This window comes from Pararhizobium sp. LjRoot255, assembly GCF_964252905.1.
In the GTDB taxonomy this organism is placed as follows: Bacteria; Pseudomonadota; Alphaproteobacteria; order Rhizobiales; family Rhizobiaceae; genus Pararhizobium.
The window spans coordinates 3,473,074-3,490,559 of sequence record NZ_CAXUPQ020000001.1; the positions used below are offsets into that span (position 1 = coordinate 3,473,074).

Sequence of the window (17,486 nt, forward strand, 5' to 3'; positions counted from 1 at the left end):
GTGATATCCTGACTTGCGCCCATTTGACGGCTTTTTTCTGATCGAGACAAGCGATGTTCCATTTTGTCCAAGTCTCATTGGTTTATCATCGATGTAGTGCCGTTGCGGACCTTTGGCGACATCAGGCTGGACATTCCCTGTGAATTCACGCCAATGGCTTTCATGCAAGTGCTTTCTGCACTTCCCCGTGGCTGTTAAAGATGATTCCTGCTTGGTGTCTCGCGGTCCGCCGGCGCGGATTGCATATCCGCCCCGGCTGCCGTTGAACGGAGCAGATGGACCGAACCCACGCATTCATTCCGGAGGCGCGCGGCACCGGTTGCAAACGAGGGCCCTATGACGAAATTGCGGCAGGCAGGTGACTATCACATGCCGATTGTGGACCGTGGAAGCCGGCCGGGAACGGTGCTGCGGATCATTCTGCTCGCCATCGTTCTGACCGGTTCAGCAGTTGCCTTCGTCATCTTCAAGAACCAGCTCGAAAATGAGATTGTGCTCGGCATTCTCGGCGTGCTGGCCATGGTCGGTATTTTCTTCCTGGTATCCTCGGTCATCGGCTTCATCGAGGTCATGCCGCAATCCCGGCCCGACGAGCTTGCGCGCGCCTTTCTCGACGGCCATCAGGACGGTACACTTGTCACCGATCGTAAGGGCCGGATTATCTATGCCAATGCCGCCTATGGCGCGCTCACCGGCGCCACCAAGGCGACGGAAATCCAGTCGCTCGAAACCATCCTGTCGCGCAACCGCGAGGCGACAGAGGCGATCTACCGGCTGACCAACGGCCTGCACGAGGGCAAGCCCGGTCACGAGGAATTCCGTCTGCTGAAGCCTTTAAGCTCGGGCGGCGGTACTGCTGGATCGGGTGCGCACTGGTTTCGGCTGAAGGCGCGCGTACTGCCGCTTGAAGACGGCGATCGCAACCCGCTCTACATCTGGCAGATTTCCGACATCACCTCCGAACGTGATGATCAGGAACGCTTCTTCAAGGAGTTGCAGAACGCCATCGACTATCTCGATCATGCGCCGGCCGGCTTCTTCTCCGCCGGCAAGAAGGGCGAGATCTTCTACGTCAACGCCACGCTCGCCGATTGGCTGGGGCTCGACCTGACGAAATTCCAGCCGGGATCGATGACGATCGCCGATCTGGTGGCCGGCGAGGGGCTGGCGCTCGTCCAATCCGTGCAGGCCGAACCGGGCCTGAAAAAGACCAAGACGCTCGACCTCGACCTCAAGAAGGCCAACGGCCAGAGTTTTGCGGTGCGCATGGTCCACCGCGTGTCCTCGACCCGCGACGGTGCGCCGGGCGAAAGCCGCACGATCGTGCTTGCCCGTTCCAATGACGATGAAAGCGACCAGTCGGCGTCGATCGCCGCCATGCGCTTCACTCGCTTCTTCAACAACACGCCGATGGCGATCGCCTCCGTCGATGGCAATGGGCGGATATTGAGAACCAATGCACCCTTCCTGAAGCTGTTTTCTGCCGTCGTATCGCAGGATGACATGGAGCGCGGGGCATTGCTTGAAGCCGTCGTGCATGATGCGGAGCGGCCGCAGCTGCGCGAGGCGCTGGAAGCCGCCAAGGACCGGCAGGGCGATATCGCGCCGATCGATTCGCTGCATCCGACCGATGAGACGCGGCATTTCCGCTTTTATGTGCACGCCGTCATCGACCAGAGCGATCAGGCGCCGGAAGAAGCCGCAATTGTCTACGCGGTCGAGATCACCGAGCAGAAGGCGCTCGAAACCCAGATGGCGCAGACGCAGAAGATGAATGCGGTCGGCACGCTCGCAGGCGGCATCGCGCACGACTTCAACAACGTCTTGACGGCAATCCTCCTCTCCTCGGATCACCTGCTTCTCTCGGCCCGTCCTTCCGACGCGAGCTTTGCCGATTTGATGGAGATCAAGCGCAACGCCAACCGCGCCGCCGTGCTGGTTCGCCAGCTTCTCGCCTTTTCCCGCAAGCAGACCATGCGCCCGACCGTGCTCAGCATGACCGACGTCGTCGGCGACCTGCGCATGCTCGTTGACCGCATGACCGGCACGAATGTCAGGCTGGAAGTCGATTACGGTCGCGATCTCTGGCCGGTACGCACCGATCTTGGCCAGTTCGAACAGGTCATCCTCAACCTCGCCGTCAACGCCCGCGATGCCATGCCCGATGGCGGTGTGATCACGCTGCGCACGCGCAACCTGCCGGCCTCCGAAGTCGCTTCTCTGAACCGGCGCGAACTGCCGGAGGAGGATTACGTGATGGTCGAGGTGTCCGACCAGGGCACCGGCATTCCGCCGGAAATTCTCGACAAGATCTTCGAGCCCTTCTTCACCACCAAGGAAGTCGGCAAGGGCACCGGTCTCGGCTTGTCGATGGTCTATGGCATCATCAAGCAGTCCGGTGGCTATATCTATCCCGAATCCGAAGTCGGCAGGGGAACGACGTTCCGCATCCTCCTGCCGCGTTACATCGAGGAGACGCCCCTGCCGGGCGAGGTGGCAGAGGCGCCGGCCGCGACCATGCTCGGAACGAAACCTCCGTCCAAGGCGGAGGAGCCGACGGATCTCACCGGCAACTCCGCCGTCGTGCTTCTGGTGGAGGACGAGGAGGCCGTCCGCCGCGGCGGCAAGCGCATGCTGGAAACCCGTGGTTATACCGTGCACGAGGCGGGTTCGGGGGTCGAGGCGCTCGAGATCATGGAGGAACTGAACGGCGCGGTCGATATCGTCGTCTCCGACGTCGTCATGCCGGAAATGGATGGGCCGACGCTGCTGCGCGAAATCCGCAAGAACTACCCGGAGCTGAAATTCATCTTCGTCTCCGGCTATGCCGAGGACGCCTTCGCCAAGAACCTGCCGGCCGACGCCAAGTTCGGCTTCCTGCCGAAGCCGTTTTCGCTGAAACAGCTTGCCGTTGCCGTGCGCGAAATGCTGGACAGCTGATTGCCGGCAACCGCTTGACCTCAACGGAAAAAGCTGGCGTCGAGCGCATCTGCCTCTCGCTGTTGGAAGGGCTAGGCGACGGTAGTTTCGCCGCCGGTTTCGGTTGCAGCAACAGGCGTATTTTGCGATGTCGCACGTATCAGCTGCGCAACTGACGCTTTCGTCCAATCTAGGAAAGGGCAAGCCGATATGAGCAATCCGACGTGGGGCGAGCTGGTAGAAACCAATGTCGAGCGGTTCGGCGATCTGGTCGTGGGCATTGATCCGTTTTTACCGGAGGTTCCAGGCTTCTTTGATCAGCACGATGAGGGAGCCTGGATCGGCGACTTCGTGAATTTCGTTCTTGACACCGTTGAGGCGCATGTGGGGTTCGTGAAATTCCAGTCAGCCTATTTCGAAGCCTGCGGCCTCGTCGGCCTGGCAGCACTTTCCGCGGGAATGAAGAGGGCAAGAGAAGCAGGTATTGGTGTCATTCTCGATGCCAAAAGGGGAGATATCGGTGCGACTGCCGCTGCCTATGCCCGCGCCTATCTGACGCCCGCATCTCATGGTGGAAGCGCCGACTTTGAAGCCGATTGCCTCACCGTCAATCCGTTGATGGGGCCGGACACTCTCGAGCCCTTTGTGGATTGCGCCACCCGTTTCGGCAAAGGCTTGTTCGTTCTGTGCCGAACATCAAATCCCGGCGCGGGCTGGCTTCAGGACAAGATGGCCGGCAACCGGCTTGTCTCTGATCGCGTGGCCGATTTGATCGGCGGATACAGCACTATTCCCGATTCTACCTCTCGCCTGGGCTCCGTCGGAGCGGTGATCGGAGCGACAGCGCCGAATGAAGGCCGGCGATTGCGGCAGTTGCTGCCCCGCACGATCATTCTCGCGCCGGGCCTGGGTGCACAAGGCGGCGATCCCGCTTCAATCCATTCGCTGAGAGGCACCATACCGGGCGACCTGCTCGTGCCTGTGTCTCGCGGCCTCAGCCGTGTCGAGGATCGAGGAATTTCAGCCAGTGACTATCGCCAACTCATGCTAACCAGGATTGAAGGGTTCAAAGCCGCAATTGCCTTTGACTACGCCGATATCCGAACTCGTCTGGCTTAAAGAACAGACGTGTCGCAAAATGCGCGCAAAAGACTGAATTCTGCGAGCGAGTTTTGCTAAACCAACTTGCCAATTTCAGCCAGTGCCACGGGCTAGGCGCCACGCCAGCCGTCGCGTTTCCCAGCGCCCGTTGGCCCTATTCCAGCGCAACCGCGATCTCGGCTGCGAGACGGGCATTGTTTTCGACCAGTGCGATGTTGGTTTCGAGGCTGCGGCCGTCGGTCAGGCCAAAAATGCTCTCGAGCAGATAGGGCGTGACCGCCTTGCCGGAAATCTCGTCGCGTTCGGCGTTGTCGAGCGCGCGGGCAATGTAGATCTCCATTTCGTCGCGCGGGATCTCGTTTTCCTCGGGCACCGGGTTGGCGATCAGCATGCCGCCGTCGACGCCGAGCAGGTCGCGCATCTTCTGAAAATTGGCGATTGCCGCCGGGCTGTTGAGCATCAGCGGGCTCTTCAGGCCGGAATCGCGCGACCAGAAGGCCGGGAAGATGTCGCTGTCATAGGTGACAACCGGAACGCCGCGGGTTTCCAGCACTTCGAGTGTCTTCGGAATGTCGAGGATCGCCTTGGCGCCGGCTGAGACGACGATCACGCCGGTGCGGGCCAGTTCGTCGAGGTCGGCGGAAATGTCGAATGTCTCCTCGGCCTTGCGGTGTACGCCGCCGATGCCGCCGGTCGCAAAGACGCGGATGCCGGCGCGGGCTGCGGCGATCATGGTTGCCGCAACCGTCGTTGCGCCGGTGCGGCGTTCGGCAATCGCAAAGGCGAGGTCGGCGCGCGACAGCTTCATCGCGCCTTCGGTCTGCGCCAGCGCTTCCAGCTGCGCGTCTTCGAGGCCAATGTGCAAGACCCCGTCGATGACGGCGATCGTGGCGGGTACTGCACCTTCCTCGCGGATGATCGCCTCGACGCTGCGGGCCATGTCCAGATTGCCGGGGAAGGGCATGCCGTGGGTGATGATGGTCGATTCCAGTGCAACAATCGGCGCGCCGCGTGCTTTGGCGGCCGCGACTTCGTTGGAATATTCCATCGGTAGAAGGGGTGAAAACGGCTTGGTCATCGCATGTCCTTTGTGGCTTTTTAAGGCGCGTTCATGACAGGATTTCGGCCGGCGGCACAAGCCGAATTGCTTCTCTCAGCATCTCGCGCGACATTTTTTCCGACACGGCGAGCGGTGAGCGGACGGTGATGCCGGCAGCCGCGACACCGGAACGCAGGCAGCTATCCAGCGGTTCGCCGCCGAGGTATGCCGCAAGGAAACCGGCCGCCACCGCATCGCCGGCGCCTGTCACATCGCCGAGCGCATCGAGGGCAGGTGGGGTGACGGTCACGGCCTCTCCCAGCCGGAAAGCGATCGCCGGCTTGCCGCCACGGGTGATGACGCCGCCGGAAAGGCCGATGGCCCGCAGCAGGGCAGGCCACTCTGATGCCTCAGTCACGTCACGGCCCGTGAGCGCACGCGCCTCGGCTTCGTTCATGAAAAGGAAGCTGACGCCGGAGAGACTGTTTGCAAGACGCACCACCTTGGCGGGTGAAATGGCGATGGCGGCGAGCGGCTTTGTTTCCTGTGCAGCCCGCTCAATGAGGCTCGCGAGGGTCTCTTCCGGCAGATTGGCATCGGTGACGATAAGGTCGCTGGAAGAAATGGCCTCCCGCATGGCACGTTGCTGCAGACGCCGCGGCGAAAACAGCTGGTAGAGGTCCATGTCGGCGAGCGCGATCACCAGATTGCCGTCGTTTTCGAGAATGGCCGTGTAGCTCGGCGTCTTGCGGTCGAGGAAGATGAACGGGCTGTCGATGACGCCGGCAGCGGCCGCAGCCTGGGCAACCGTCTCGCCAGCGGCATCGCCACCGCGCGGGCTGATCATGCGGACCTCGAGCCCCAGTCGCGCCAGATTGCGTGCCGCGTTGAAGCCGCCGCCGCCGGCCTCTTCGAACCACATGCCCGGATTGCTCGCGCCCGCCGCCGTCGTGCCGGAGATACGCCCCCGGCGATCGATATGCGCGCCGCCGAAGATGGAAACTTTACTGCCGGTCATGCGTTTTCCCGTGTGCCCCCGCGATCCGATTCGTTCAGCCCGTCTGCTGACGGCATTGTCTGTTCCACGTCCTACCTGCTTCCGAAGGTCTAGAACAAGAAAAGAACATACAGTAATTTATTGCATAGATTCAATGTATAGACACCCATTGCAAAATGAGAACAAAAAGTGTACATAGCTTTCATCGGCAGCTTCATTGCCTCAGCAGCTTCCATAACCTAAAGGTGGATCAAATGGCACAAAACTCTTTGCGGCTCGTAGAGGACAAATCGGTGGATAAAAGCAAGGCACTTGAAGCGGCACTCTCCCAGATCGAACGGTCGTTCGGCAAGGGATCGATCATGAAGCTCGGTGGAAAGGACAGCATCGTCGAGATCGAAACCGTTTCGACGGGCTCCTTGAGTCTCGATATCGCACTCGGCATCGGCGGGCTGCCCAAGGGGCGCATTGTCGAAATCTACGGGCCGGAAAGCTCGGGCAAGACCACGCTCGCACTGCAGACGATTGCCGAGGCACAGAAGAAGGGTGGCATCTGCGCCTTCGTCGATGCCGAACATGCGCTCGATCCAGTCTACGCCCGCAAGCTCGGCGTCGATCTGGAAAACCTTTTGATCTCCCAGCCGGATACTGGCGAACAGGCACTCGAGATCACCGACACGCTGGTGCGCTCCGGTGCGATCGATGTTCTCGTCATCGACTCCGTGGCGGCGCTGACGCCGCGGGCTGAAATCGAAGGCGAGATGGGCGACAGCCTTCCCGGTCTTCAGGCGCGTCTGATGAGCCAGGCGCTGCGCAAGCTGACCGCATCGATCTCCAAGTCGAACTGCATGGTGATCTTCATCAACCAGATACGCATGAAAATCGGTGTCATGTTCGGTTCGCCGGAAACGACGACGGGCGGCAACGCGCTGAAATTCTACGCCTCGGTCCGTCTCGACATCCGCCGCATCGGCTCGGTGAAGGAGCGCGAAGAGGTCGTCGGCAACCAGACCCGCGTCAAGGTTGTCAAGAACAAGATGGCGCCGCCCTTCAAGCAGGTCGAGTTCGACATCATGTATGGCGAAGGTGTTTCCAAGACCGGCGAACTCGTCGATCTTGGCGTCAAGGCCGGCATCGTCGAAAAGTCGGGCGCCTGGTTTTCCTATAATAGCCAGCGTCTCGGCCAGGGCCGTGAGAACGCCAAGTCCTTCCTGCGCGACAACCCGGATACGGCGCGCGAGATTGAGCTCGCCCTGCGCCAGAATGCCGGTTTGATCGCTGAAAAATTCCTTGAAAACGGCGGTCCGGAAGCCGGAGACGATGGTGACGATGCTGCTCTGGCATAAGATCGCCTGATTTTGCCGGATGACACCGCCGGCCGCTCCTTGACAGGGCGGCCGGTTTTCCTTTGCCGTCTGGACAGGGGTTTGCGCGAACGATAAAAGCCTGTGTTCCAAACGGGCGGGAGCAGGATTGTCGGCAACTATCGGCGATCCGCGATTTTCAAGAGTTTTCCGGTTCGCGGTTCGGCCATGTCGGCTGCGGACGTCTGATGCAGAGGTAAGGGCGCACTATGAACGGCGTGAATGAAATCCGGTCGACGTTCCTCGACTACTTCAAGAAGAACGGCCATGAGGTCGTGCCGTCGAGCCCGCTGGTTCCGCGCAACGACCCGACCCTGATGTTCACCAATGCCGGCATGGTGCAGTTCAAGAACGTGTTCACCGGCCTCGAGCAGCGGCCCTATTCGACGGCTGCGACGGCGCAGAAATGCGTGCGTGCCGGCGGCAAGCATAACGACCTCGACAATGTCGGCTATACCGCACGCCATCACACCTTCTTCGAAATGCTTGGCAACTTCTCCTTCGGCGATTATTTCAAGGATCGGGCGATCGAGCTTGCCTGGAACCTGATCACCAAGGATTTCGGCATCGACGCCAAGCGCCTTTTGGTCACCGTCTATCACACCGACGACGAAGCATTTGACCTCTGGAAGAAAATCGCCGGTCTCAGCGATGACCGGATCATCCGCATCCCGACCAGCGACAATTTCTGGGCGATGGGCGATACCGGTCCCTGCGGCCCATGTTCGGAAATCTTCTACGACCACGGCGATCATATCTGGGGTGGCCCTCCGGGCTCGAAGGATGAGGATGGTGACCGGTTCATCGAGATCTGGAACCTCGTCTTCATGCAGTATGAGCAGGTGACAAAGGAGGAGCGCGTCAATCTTCCGCGTCCGTCGATCGACACTGGCATGGGGCTCGAGCGCGTCGCGGCCCTGCTGCAGGGCAAGCACGACAATTACGACACCGACCTCTTCCGCACGCTCATCGAGGCGTCCGAAGAGGCGACCGGCATCAGGGCTGAAGGCGACCGCCGCGCCAGCCACCGCGTTATCGCCGACCATCTGCGTGCTTCCGCCTTCCTGATCGCCGATGGCGTTCTGCCGTCCAACGAGGGCCGCGGCTACGTGCTTCGCCGCATCATGCGCCGCGCCATGCGCCATGCACAGCTGCTCGGCGCCAAGGAACCCTTGATGTGGAAGCTCCTGCCGGCGCTGGTCAGCCAGATGGGCCGGGCCTATCCGGAGCTGATGCGCGCCGAGGCGCTGATTTCCGAAACCCTGAAACTCGAGGAAACCCGTTTCCGCAAGACGCTGGAGCGCGGCCTCGGCCTTCTCGCCGATGCGACGGCCGACCTGTCGGAAGGCGACCGACTGAACGGCGAAACTGCCTTCAAGCTCTATGACACCTATGGTTTCCCGCTCGACCTGACGCAGGACGCGTTGCGCGCCCGCGGCATTGGCGTCGATACCGATGCGTTTTCCGCTGCCATGGAACGGCAGAAGGCGGAGGCGCGCGCTTCCTGGTCTGGCTCCGGCGACAAGGCGACGGAAACCATCTGGTACGAACTCAAGGAAAAGCTCGGGGCAACCGATTTCCTTGGCTACGACACCGAGACCGCCGAAGGCGTCGTTCAGGCGATCGTGCGCGATGGCAAGGCGATCGAGGCTGCCTCCAGGGGCGAGACGGTCCAGCTGGTGCTCAACCAGACGCCGTTCTACGGCGAATCGGGCGGCCAGATGGGCGATACCGGCGTGATCTCGACCGACGGCGCCAAGCTTTCGGTTACCGACACGCAGAAGCGTGGTGAAGGCCTTTTCGTGCATTCCTGCGTCGTGGAGGAGGGTGCGGTCAAGGTCGGCGACGCCGCTGCGCTCACCGTCGATCATGCGCGCCGTTCGCGCCTGCGCGCCAACCATTCGGCGACCCATCTTCTCCACGAGGCGCTGCGCGAAGTGCTCGGCACCCATGTGGCGCAGAAGGGCTCGCTGGTCGCGCCCGAGCGCCTGCGTTTTGACGTTTCGCATCCGAAACCGATGACGGTCGACGAGCTGAAGGTGGTCGAGGAGATGGCGAACGAGATCATCGTGCAGAACTCGCCTGTGACAACGCGGCTGATGAGCGTCGATGATGCGATCGCCGAGGGCGCGATGGCACTGTTCGGCGAGAAATACGGCGATGAGGTCCGTGTCGTGTCGATGGGGCAGGGTATTCATGGCTCCAAGGCCAACCGGCCCTATTCGGTCGAGCTTTGCGGCGGCACCCATGTCGGCGCCACCGGCGAGATTGGCCTGGTGCGGATCGTCGGCGAAAGCGCCGTCGGCGCCGGCGTTCGCCGCCTGGAGGCCCTGACTGGTGCGTCGGCGCTTGCCTATCTCAACGAGCAGGATGAGCGGGTAAAGACGCTCGCCACCACCCTGAAGGTACAGCCCGTCGACGTTTTGACCCGGGTCGAAACACTGATGGACGAGCGCCGTAAGCTGGAGCGTGAGCTGAACGAGGCAAAGAAGAAGCTGGCGCTCGGCGGCGGTGACGCCAACGGCTCTGCCGATCAGGTGCAGGAGATCGCCGGCGTCAAATTCCTCGGCAAGGTGGTGACCGGCGTCGAGCCGAAGGACCTGAAGAGCCTTGCCGACGATGGCAAGAAGAGCCTCGGCTCTGGTATCGTCACCTTTGTCGGCGTTTCCGCGGATGGCAAGGCGAGCGCCGTGGTTGCCGTTACCGACGATCTGACCGGCCGCTTCAGCGCTGTCGATCTGGTCCGCGTCGCTTCTGCCGCGCTCGGCGGCAAGGGCGGCGGCGGCCGCGCCGACATGGCGCAGGCCGGCGGCCCGGACGGCGCAAAGGCGAAAGATGCCATCGACGCGGTTGGTGCAGCGCTCGCGGCGTAAGCCTGCTTCAACTGGATTGTTTGGAGATGGGAAACCGGGCTGCGAGGTCCGGTTTTTCTTTGGCCGATTGCTTTCCCGTGCTCAAATCGCGCCACCCAACTCCGCAGGATTTGTCAAATCCGGATATGGTTCTCTCTCGTTGTTCGGCTTGCATGAGGATCGACATGAGGGAAGAGAGCATCTGGGCGGTTTACGAGCAGCGCCTGCATCGGGTGTCGGCTTATATCCACGACCACCTGGACGAGGAGCTCGATCTCGATCGGCTTTCGGAGATCGCCTGCCTGTCGCCGCATCACTGGCACCGGATCTACCGGGCGGTGCACGGCGAAACGCTGGCGGTGACGGTCAAGCGGCTTCGGCTTCATCGGGCCGCAGGCGACCTGGTGCGCACCAGCCTTCCGGTCGAGGAGATTGCAAGACGAACGGGCTATCCCAATCTCCAATCCTTCAACCGGATTTTCAAATCGGTGTTCGGCATGCCGCCGGCCCGGTATCGGCGGGAGGGAAGCCACACGGTCTTTCAATCGATATCGCAAAAAGGACTTGGCGAAATGTACGATGTGACAACGAAAACCCTGGCGCCGCGCGAGCTGGTCGGCGTCAGCCATTCGGGCTCCTATATGGGGATCGGCCGCGCTTTCGAAACGCTTGGCGGCACGCTGCAGGCGCGTCATCTCTACCGGCCGGAGATGAAGATGATCGGCGTCTATCTCGATGATCCGGAACTGGTGCCGGAAGACAAGCTGCGCTCGTTTGCCTGCGTGACTGAGGGCGAGCATGTCCCGGCGGAAGCGCCGTTGGTTCACCGGCATCTCGATGGCGGCGAATATGCGGTTCTGCGGCACAGAGGCCCCTATGCCGACATGCACAAGGCCTATCAGTGGCTCTATGGCGAATGGCTGCCGCACTCCGGCAGAGAAGTCCGCGACACGGTGATGTTCGAGGAATATATCAACAATCCGCGTGACGCGGCTCCAACCGAACTGCTGACGGATATCCATCTGCCGCTGAAATACTGAAACGGTAGCATCGCGGCACCCGGTGCGAGCGCCGGGTGCCGCGAATATCGTTCGCTGGCTAACGATGTTTTCTTGCTCGTCAAAATATTCACGTACGCGTATCGGGTGAGGACATGCTGAAGACGCCCCAGTTCACCAGTCCCTCCAATACACCATCCGCCGTTGAGCCATTGGCACGATAGATGTCCGGCCTGTGGTCAGCGATGGCCCGCAATTCCGGAAGGGCGTTGCCAACGACAATGCCGCGCACGCCCGGCAGGTCGAACATGCTGCGATCATTGTTCGTGTCGCCGGCAACGACGACATCATCGTGAGAAAGACCAAGTTGACGGCAGAGCCAGGAGAGCGCCGCTCCCTTGTCGACGCCCGCCGGCAGGATGTCGAGATCGCGGTTGCTGGAATAGACCAGCCGGGCTTCTATCCCCGCCGCTGCCAGCCTTTCCTCGATGCTTGTCAACGTCGCCGCGTCGGCATCGCGCAGGTACCAGCTTGATTTATGGGCATGCTGATATGCATCTGGCTGGACGACGACATCTGCAACGTCCGCGAGCGCTGCGGCAATCCGCGCCCGGTCGAAACCGGCACCGATGGAGCGGGTGTAGAGCTGCGCGTGGTATGGGTCACTCTCGTTGTGCAGCATGGTTCCGACGCCGCCGATATAGACGTCCGGCGGTGGAAGGGCCGTTGTCGCGATAAACGCTCTTTGATCCTCGATCAGCCGGCCGCTGTTGACGACAAGGAGCGGCCGGTTTTCCGGTTGAAGACTTTGCCATGCCTTGCAAAACCGCGTCTCCGCTTCCCGGTCGCCGGCCAGCGTGCCGTCGATGTCGCTGCAGAGCAGCCGCACGCGCCTCAATCCCCGTCGGTCCATGGCTCGGCCCATTCGTTGTCGTCCACAGCCTGTGGCATCGGGCGCCCCTCGACGACACCGATCAGTTGCTGGGCGATCCCGGTCCAGGTGAACAGGCTGCGCGCCTTGTGGGCGCCCATGCGCGACAGGCGGCCATAGAGCCGCTCGTGTTTCAGCGGTTTCATCATGGTGATGCCGAGATCGTATTTATCGAAAGGATCGGCAAACAGCGCATGGCGACCATAGGTGACCGCTCGAAACAGCCCGCCATGAATGGTGATGATGGTCGGCGTGCCACTGGCCATCGCTTCGATCGCCGTCATGCCGAAGGGCTCGTAGCGGCTCGACAGCACGAAGAGATCGGCGGCGCGGTAGAAGTCCGGCAGATCCTCCTCGGTGACGAAACCGGAAAAGACAACCTTGTCTTCCAAGTCCAGCGAGGCGACCCGCTCCTTCAACTCGGCGAGAAGTGCGGTATCTTGCGCATCCATGTTTTCGCCGCCCACCGCAAGATGAAGCCGCGCCTCCGGCTCGCGTTCGGCAAGCACGGAAAAGCCGTCGATCAGGAGGTCGTAGCCCTTGTTGGTGGCGAGCCGACCCATCGCCATCACGACCTTTCCTTCGAAGCCGAAGCGCTGGCGGGCCATTTCGCGCGTCGCCCTGGAGACGGGGAAAAAGCGGTTGTCGTCATAGCCTGGCGGGATCATGTGCACCCGATCGCGCGGCAGATTATAGTCGTCGACGAGCACCTCCACCTGGATCGGTGTCGTGGCGATCACCATGCTGCAGGAGCGGTAGATGATCAGTTCGTGCTTGATGCGTTCGGAAAAGTTGAATTCCTTGTCGAACGTATCCGCCTTGTCGGGATAATCCGTCTCCATCTGCCGTTTCTTCCAGAGGCCGAGCGAATGGGGCGTGTGGATATGGGTGACGCCAAGCGCTTCCGACAAGCGCTGGCCGGCGATGCCGGCGTCCCAGTAGTGGCTGTTGATCAGCGTGTAGGTGAAATTGTTCCTGCGGACGAAGCGGACGGCATTTTCGCACCATTCCATCAGGTGCCTGTAGAGATATTCCTTCGGAATGAACTCTCTTCCGCCGCAGGGGATGCGGATCACGCGGACGCGCTCGTCGACCTGGTCGAATTCCGGCTGATCCTCGAAACGGCGCGTGTAGATATCGACCTCATGGCCGAGCAGCGCCAGTTTTCGGGCGAGTTCGATGACGTAGACGACTTGGCCGCCGGTATCGGCAGCGCCAAGCGGCGGTTCGGCGGCAACGTATCCGTGGGTTGATACGAGGGCGATGCGGGGAAGATGCGAATGGGGTTTGTCAGTAGTAACGGTCATTTATCAGCTGTCACGATCTTTTTTGGGAGGTGAAACGTGCTGGGCACGCGGGAAGGTTCACATCGCGAACGATCGGAAGCGGAAAAGGTTCCAATAAAAAAACCCGGCACTGGGCCGGGTTTCTTAAGGTCACTCCTGGTGGCCGAGATCAGGCCGCCATCGCCTTGCGCAGGTTCTCGTCGATCTTGTCGAGGAAGCCGGTGGTCGAGAGCCAGGGCTGGTCGGGGCCGATCAGTAGCGCGAGGTCCTTGGTCATGAAACCGGCTTCGACGGTATCGACGCAGACCTTTTCCAGCGTATCGGCGAACCTTGCCAGCTCGGCGTTGTCGTCGAGCTTGGCGCGGTGGGCGAGGCCACGAGTCCAGGCGAAGATCGAGGCGATCGAGTTGGTCGAGGTTTCCTCGCCCTTTTCGTGCTGGCGGTAGTGGCGGGTGACCGTACCGTGCGCGGCTTCGGCTTCCACCGTCTTGCCGTCCGGGGTCATCAGGACCGAGGTCATCAGGCCGAGCGAGCCGAAGCCCTGCGCGACGATGTCGGACTGGACGTCGCCGTCATAGTTCTTGCAGGCCCAGACGTAGCCGCCGGACCACTTGAGCGCCGAAGCGACCATGTCGTCGATCAGGCGGTGTTCGTACCAGATCTTCAGTTCCTTGAACTTGTCGGCGAATTCTTCTTCGAACACCTTCTGGAAGATGTCCTTGAAGCGGCCGTCATAGACCTTGAGGATGGTGTTCTTGGTCGACAGGTAGACCGGAACCTTGCGCTGCAGACCGTAATTTAGCGAGGCGCGGGCGAATTCGGTGATCGATTCGTCGAGGTTGTACATGCCCATTGCGACGCCGGCTGCCGGGGCATCGTAGACCTCGTGTTCGATTTCCTTGCCGTCGTCGCCGACGAACTTCATGTAGAGCTTGCCCTTGCCGGGGAACTTGAAGTCGGTGGCGCGGTACTGGTCGCCGAAGGCGTGACGGCCGACGATGATTGGCTTTGTCCAGCCCGGAACGAGGCGCGGCACGTTCTTGCAGATGATCGGCTCGCGGAAGATGACGCCGCCGAGGATGTTGCGGATAGTGCCGTTCGGCGACTTCCACATCTTCTTCAGCTTGAACTCCTCGACGCGGGCCTCATCCGGGGTAATGGTCGCGCACTTGACGCCGACGCCATGCTTCTTGATGGCGTTGGCAGCGTCGATCGTCACCTGGTCGTCGGTGGCGTCGCGGTTTTCCATGCCGAGGTCGTAATATTCCAGATCGACGTCCAGATACGGATGGATCAGCTTATCCTTGATGAACTGCCAGATGATGCGCGTCATCTCGTCGCCGTCGAGCTCGACGACCGGATTGGCGACCTTGATCTTTGTCATGATGCAAACCTCTGCATGGGGTTGGGATGGAAAAGGATTGGGCCCCTATAGCATCCGGTTCACGACAGGCAAAGGCATAGAGTGCATGAATTCCTTGGCGTTTCGTAGGGGGCGGGGACGCAGTTCAATGTCCCCGTGCTGCCCTTGGAAAATAGCCGGCGGGCAACTTTGTATAGCCGCGCTTCTCCGTTGCAAGAATGTTGGGTGCATCAAGGGAGGAGATCGGCGCTTCGCGGCTGGCTGGCACCAGTCCATCAAGCTGCAAGGCAAGATACCGCCCGCAGCAGACCCTGAGGAAGGACGTGAAGTTTTCCGGAGCATGGCCTTCCTCGATCGATTCCATATAGAGCCGCCCGATCAGGCGGCCGACCGACATGCCGTCGCGTTCGCCAATGTCCTCGAGAATGGACCAGAAGAAACTTTCAAGCCGGATGCTTGTCGCCACGCCGTCGATCCGCACCGAACGGGTGACACTTTGCCAGAGTGCCGGATCGGCACCGATGAATAGCCTGCACATCTATTCCTCCCGGGATTCCGGCTTTCCATGAGCCATGATGTTGTCCGATTTTGCGCGTTTCGAACAACATCTTGGGCCGGAGTGTCCGCGCTTTGGTGCGGTCTGGCAAGGGGTTGTCAGGCTGCCGAGCGTGTCAGCGACGGGCTATGGCGGATCTCGGTGCCGAGAACCTTGAGGAACTGGCCGATCCATTGAGGATGGGCAGGCCAGGCCGGAGCGGTTACCAGATTGCCGTCGGTGACAGCCTGATCGACCGGGATCTCTGCATAGTGGCCGCCCGCCAGCTCGACGTCGAAACGGCATGCCGGATAGGCCGAGCAGGTTCGTCCTTTCAGCACGCCAGCAGCAGACAGTAGCTGTGCGCCGTGGCAGATGGCTGCGACCGGTTTTCCCGCATCGAAGAAATGCCGGACCATGGCGATGACGGCGGCATCGAGCCGAAGATATTCCGGCGCCCGACCGCCGGGGATGACAAGGGCATCGTAGGTATCGGCCTTGGTGTCGGCGAAAGTGGCATTCAGCGTGAAATTATGGCCACGTTTTTCCGAATATGTCTGATTTCCCTCGAAATCGTGGATAGCCGTCGCGATCTGTTCGCCCGCCGCCTTGCCGGGGCATATGGCGTGAACGGTGTGACCAAGGGCGAGCAGCGCCTGGAACGGCACCATGGTCTCGTAGTCCTCGGTGAAATCGCCGCAGATCATCAGAATTTTCTTGCCGCTCATCTCATCCTCCATCGTGTTGCGTGCGCGAAAACAATGCCATGGCCGCTTTGCGGCCGGGTATTAGCCGGTTACTACATCGGTAGGACACGGATAGGCCGGCGAAAGCCGATGTTATCGGCCTCGCGCGCTGCCGGGAAAATGGCTATGACCGTGATCGCCCGGCGCTGGCGTCGGTTATAGATGTGAATCGGGAGATAATTATGAAGCGCTTCGTGCTTTTGCTTCTTGCCTGCTGCGCCGTCTCGACGGCTGAGGCGGCCGATCCGGCGGCGCCCGTCAACGAGATCATGCAGGAAGCGGTCAAGGGCTGGGCAGAACAGGCTCAGCCGGGCGAGGACTATTTCTCCGAAGCCCGTCTCGGGCGCATCTACAGCCAGGATTTTACCAAAATCTATCGCGAAGCGGCAAAGTTTCCGGCCTATGACGAAGGTGACTCGCCCTTCGAATATGACATCATCGTCAGCGGGCAGGACAGTTGCGCGATCAAGGATATCTCTGTTGCCACCGGAGCGCAGGCCGATGGCAAAAGCGACGTGAAGGTCACTTTCGACAATACGCATTGCCTTGGCGAACGTACCGCCGACTGGAAGCCGAATGAGCTGCATTTCATGGTCATCGAGGAAAACGGCCGTGCCGTCATCGACGATATCGTGAGGACGGGCGATGCCGGTTCTCTCAAGACGGAATTACAGGGCATTGCGAGCCAGGGTGCGGGAGCGCAGTGATCGGGCTGTTGCTGCCGATCGCCGATTCGCGCTAAGTGCCTGTTGTTGCGGTGAGGCGAAAGCGGGGGCGCTGGACGAGGTGAAGATGGCATGCATCGCATTGGCCATGCTGGCGGTGTCGACGCCAGCTCTTGCGGATGGGCGCGAGGAACTGGTGCGCAGCTATGTGGACCGGATCGTCGTCAATTCGCTGGACGAGCCGGAACGCCATGATCCCTATTTCACCGAAAGCCAATTGCTGAACGACTTCAGCGGCGATTTCGTCAATGCTTACGCGAAGGCGCTGAAGGCATCGCGCAAGCGGGGCGATACGACTTTGTTTGAGACCGATCCGATGACCGGCGATGCGAACAGATGTCCCATCGGCAAGACCGGGATCGTCGACCGAACCCGCAGAGACACGCGCAACATGCTCGACGTGACAATGGATCTGCCGTCCTGCGATGGTGCCGCCGCGCATTCGATCCGCCTGATGTTCTTCCTTGAAAAGGACGGATCGGGGCCGTACCGGATCGACGACGTGCTGCGCTTCGTCGAGGAGGGAAAGTGGTTTTCGCTGCAGGCGTGGCTGGAGCGGCGGGCGCGGCCTTGATGCAGCCCCCCTGTTGATCATCCTTTTTGATTTTCTCGCCGCTTTGTGCCAGTGAG

At 61.0% G+C, this 17,486-nt stretch carries 14 protein-coding genes; 7 read left to right on the forward strand and 7 right to left on the reverse strand.

Annotated features, from left to right (window positions below):
• Nucleotides 1–369: 369 nt before the first annotated feature.
• A complete protein-coding gene (gene cckA, locus ACSQ2W_RS16630) occupies nucleotides 370–2,940 on the forward strand; it encodes a cell cycle histidine kinase CckA (protein WP_436087813.1) in 2,571 nt (856 codons plus the stop codon).
• Between the two features lie 189 nt (nucleotides 2,941–3,129).
• Nucleotides 3,130–4,038 carry an orotidine-5'-phosphate decarboxylase gene (gene pyrF / locus ACSQ2W_RS16635; RefSeq protein WP_436087249.1) on the forward strand — a complete coding sequence of 303 codons (909 nt, stop codon included), beginning with the start codon at nucleotides 3,130–3,132 and terminating at the stop codon, nucleotides 4,036–4,038.
• Nucleotides 4,039–4,174: 136 nt separating this feature from the next.
• Here pyrF and ACSQ2W_RS16640 read toward each other — a convergent pair whose 3' ends face one another.
• Nucleotides 4,175–5,098, reverse strand: a complete 924-nt coding sequence (locus ACSQ2W_RS16640; protein WP_436087250.1) for a pseudouridine-5'-phosphate glycosidase — start codon at nucleotides 5,096–5,098, stop codon at nucleotides 4,175–4,177.
• Between the two features lie 31 nt (nucleotides 5,099–5,129).
• Complete coding sequence (locus ACSQ2W_RS16645; protein WP_436087251.1) at nucleotides 5,130–6,077, reverse strand: carbohydrate kinase family protein; 948 nt, start codon at nucleotides 6,075–6,077, stop codon at nucleotides 5,130–5,132.
• 233 nt (nucleotides 6,078–6,310) lie between these two features.
• Between ACSQ2W_RS16645 and recA the strand changes: the two genes are divergently transcribed.
• From recA to ACSQ2W_RS16660, 3 genes are all read left to right on the forward strand, one after another.
• On the forward strand, nucleotides 6,311–7,402 hold the full coding sequence (gene recA / locus ACSQ2W_RS16650) for a recombinase RecA (RefSeq protein WP_436081142.1): 1,092 nt from the start codon (nucleotides 6,311–6,313) through the stop codon (nucleotides 7,400–7,402).
• A gap of 227 nt (nucleotides 7,403–7,629) precedes the next feature.
• Complete coding sequence (gene alaS / locus ACSQ2W_RS16655; protein WP_436087252.1) at nucleotides 7,630–10,293, forward strand: alanine--tRNA ligase; 2,664 nt, start codon at nucleotides 7,630–7,632, stop codon at nucleotides 10,291–10,293.
• 164 nt (nucleotides 10,294–10,457) lie between these two features.
• A complete protein-coding gene (locus ACSQ2W_RS16660; protein ID WP_436087253.1) occupies nucleotides 10,458–11,312 on the forward strand; it encodes an AraC family transcriptional regulator in 855 nt (284 codons plus the stop codon).
• 88 nt (nucleotides 11,313–11,400) lie between these two features.
• Here the strand turns inward: ACSQ2W_RS16660 and ACSQ2W_RS16665 are convergent, their stop codons facing one another.
• The 5 genes from ACSQ2W_RS16665 to ACSQ2W_RS16685 all read right to left on the reverse strand — a co-directional run bounded on the left by ACSQ2W_RS16665 (nucleotide 11,401) and on the right by ACSQ2W_RS16685 (nucleotide 16,113).
• The gene (locus tag ACSQ2W_RS16665; protein WP_436087254.1) at nucleotides 11,401–12,159 is read right to left on the reverse strand and encodes an HAD-IIB family hydrolase; all 759 of its coding nucleotides are present in this window, start codon (nucleotides 12,157–12,159) and stop codon (nucleotides 11,401–11,403) included.
• Between the two features lie 5 nt (nucleotides 12,160–12,164).
• Nucleotides 12,165–13,508, reverse strand: coding sequence for a glycosyltransferase family 4 protein (locus tag ACSQ2W_RS16670; protein WP_436087255.1), 1,344 nt, complete (start codon nucleotides 13,506–13,508; stop codon nucleotides 12,165–12,167).
• 148 nt (nucleotides 13,509–13,656) lie between these two features.
• On the reverse strand, nucleotides 13,657–14,871 hold the full coding sequence (locus tag ACSQ2W_RS16675; protein ID WP_436087256.1) for an NADP-dependent isocitrate dehydrogenase: 1,215 nt from the start codon (nucleotides 14,869–14,871) through the stop codon (nucleotides 13,657–13,659).
• Between the two features lie 124 nt (nucleotides 14,872–14,995).
• The gene (locus ACSQ2W_RS16680; protein ID WP_436087257.1) at nucleotides 14,996–15,388 is read right to left on the reverse strand and encodes a ribbon-helix-helix domain-containing protein; all 393 of its coding nucleotides are present in this window, start codon (nucleotides 15,386–15,388) and stop codon (nucleotides 14,996–14,998) included.
• 116 nt (nucleotides 15,389–15,504) lie between these two features.
• Nucleotides 15,505–16,113, reverse strand: coding sequence for a DJ-1/PfpI family protein (locus ACSQ2W_RS16685; RefSeq protein WP_113003406.1), 609 nt, complete (start codon nucleotides 16,111–16,113; stop codon nucleotides 15,505–15,507).
• 200 nt (nucleotides 16,114–16,313) lie between these two features.
• Here ACSQ2W_RS16685 and ACSQ2W_RS16690 point away from each other — a divergent pair, with 200 nt between their 5' ends.
• Nucleotides 16,314–16,838: a hypothetical protein gene (locus tag ACSQ2W_RS16690; protein ID WP_436087258.1), complete on the forward strand. Its 525-nt coding sequence runs from the start codon at nucleotides 16,314–16,316 to the stop codon at nucleotides 16,836–16,838.
• Nucleotides 16,839–16,923: 85 nt separating this feature from the next.
• On the forward strand, nucleotides 16,924–17,430 hold the full coding sequence (locus ACSQ2W_RS16695; RefSeq protein ID WP_436087259.1) for a hypothetical protein: 507 nt from the start codon (nucleotides 16,924–16,926) through the stop codon (nucleotides 17,428–17,430).
• The last annotated feature ends 56 nt before the right edge of the window (nucleotides 17,431–17,486 follow it).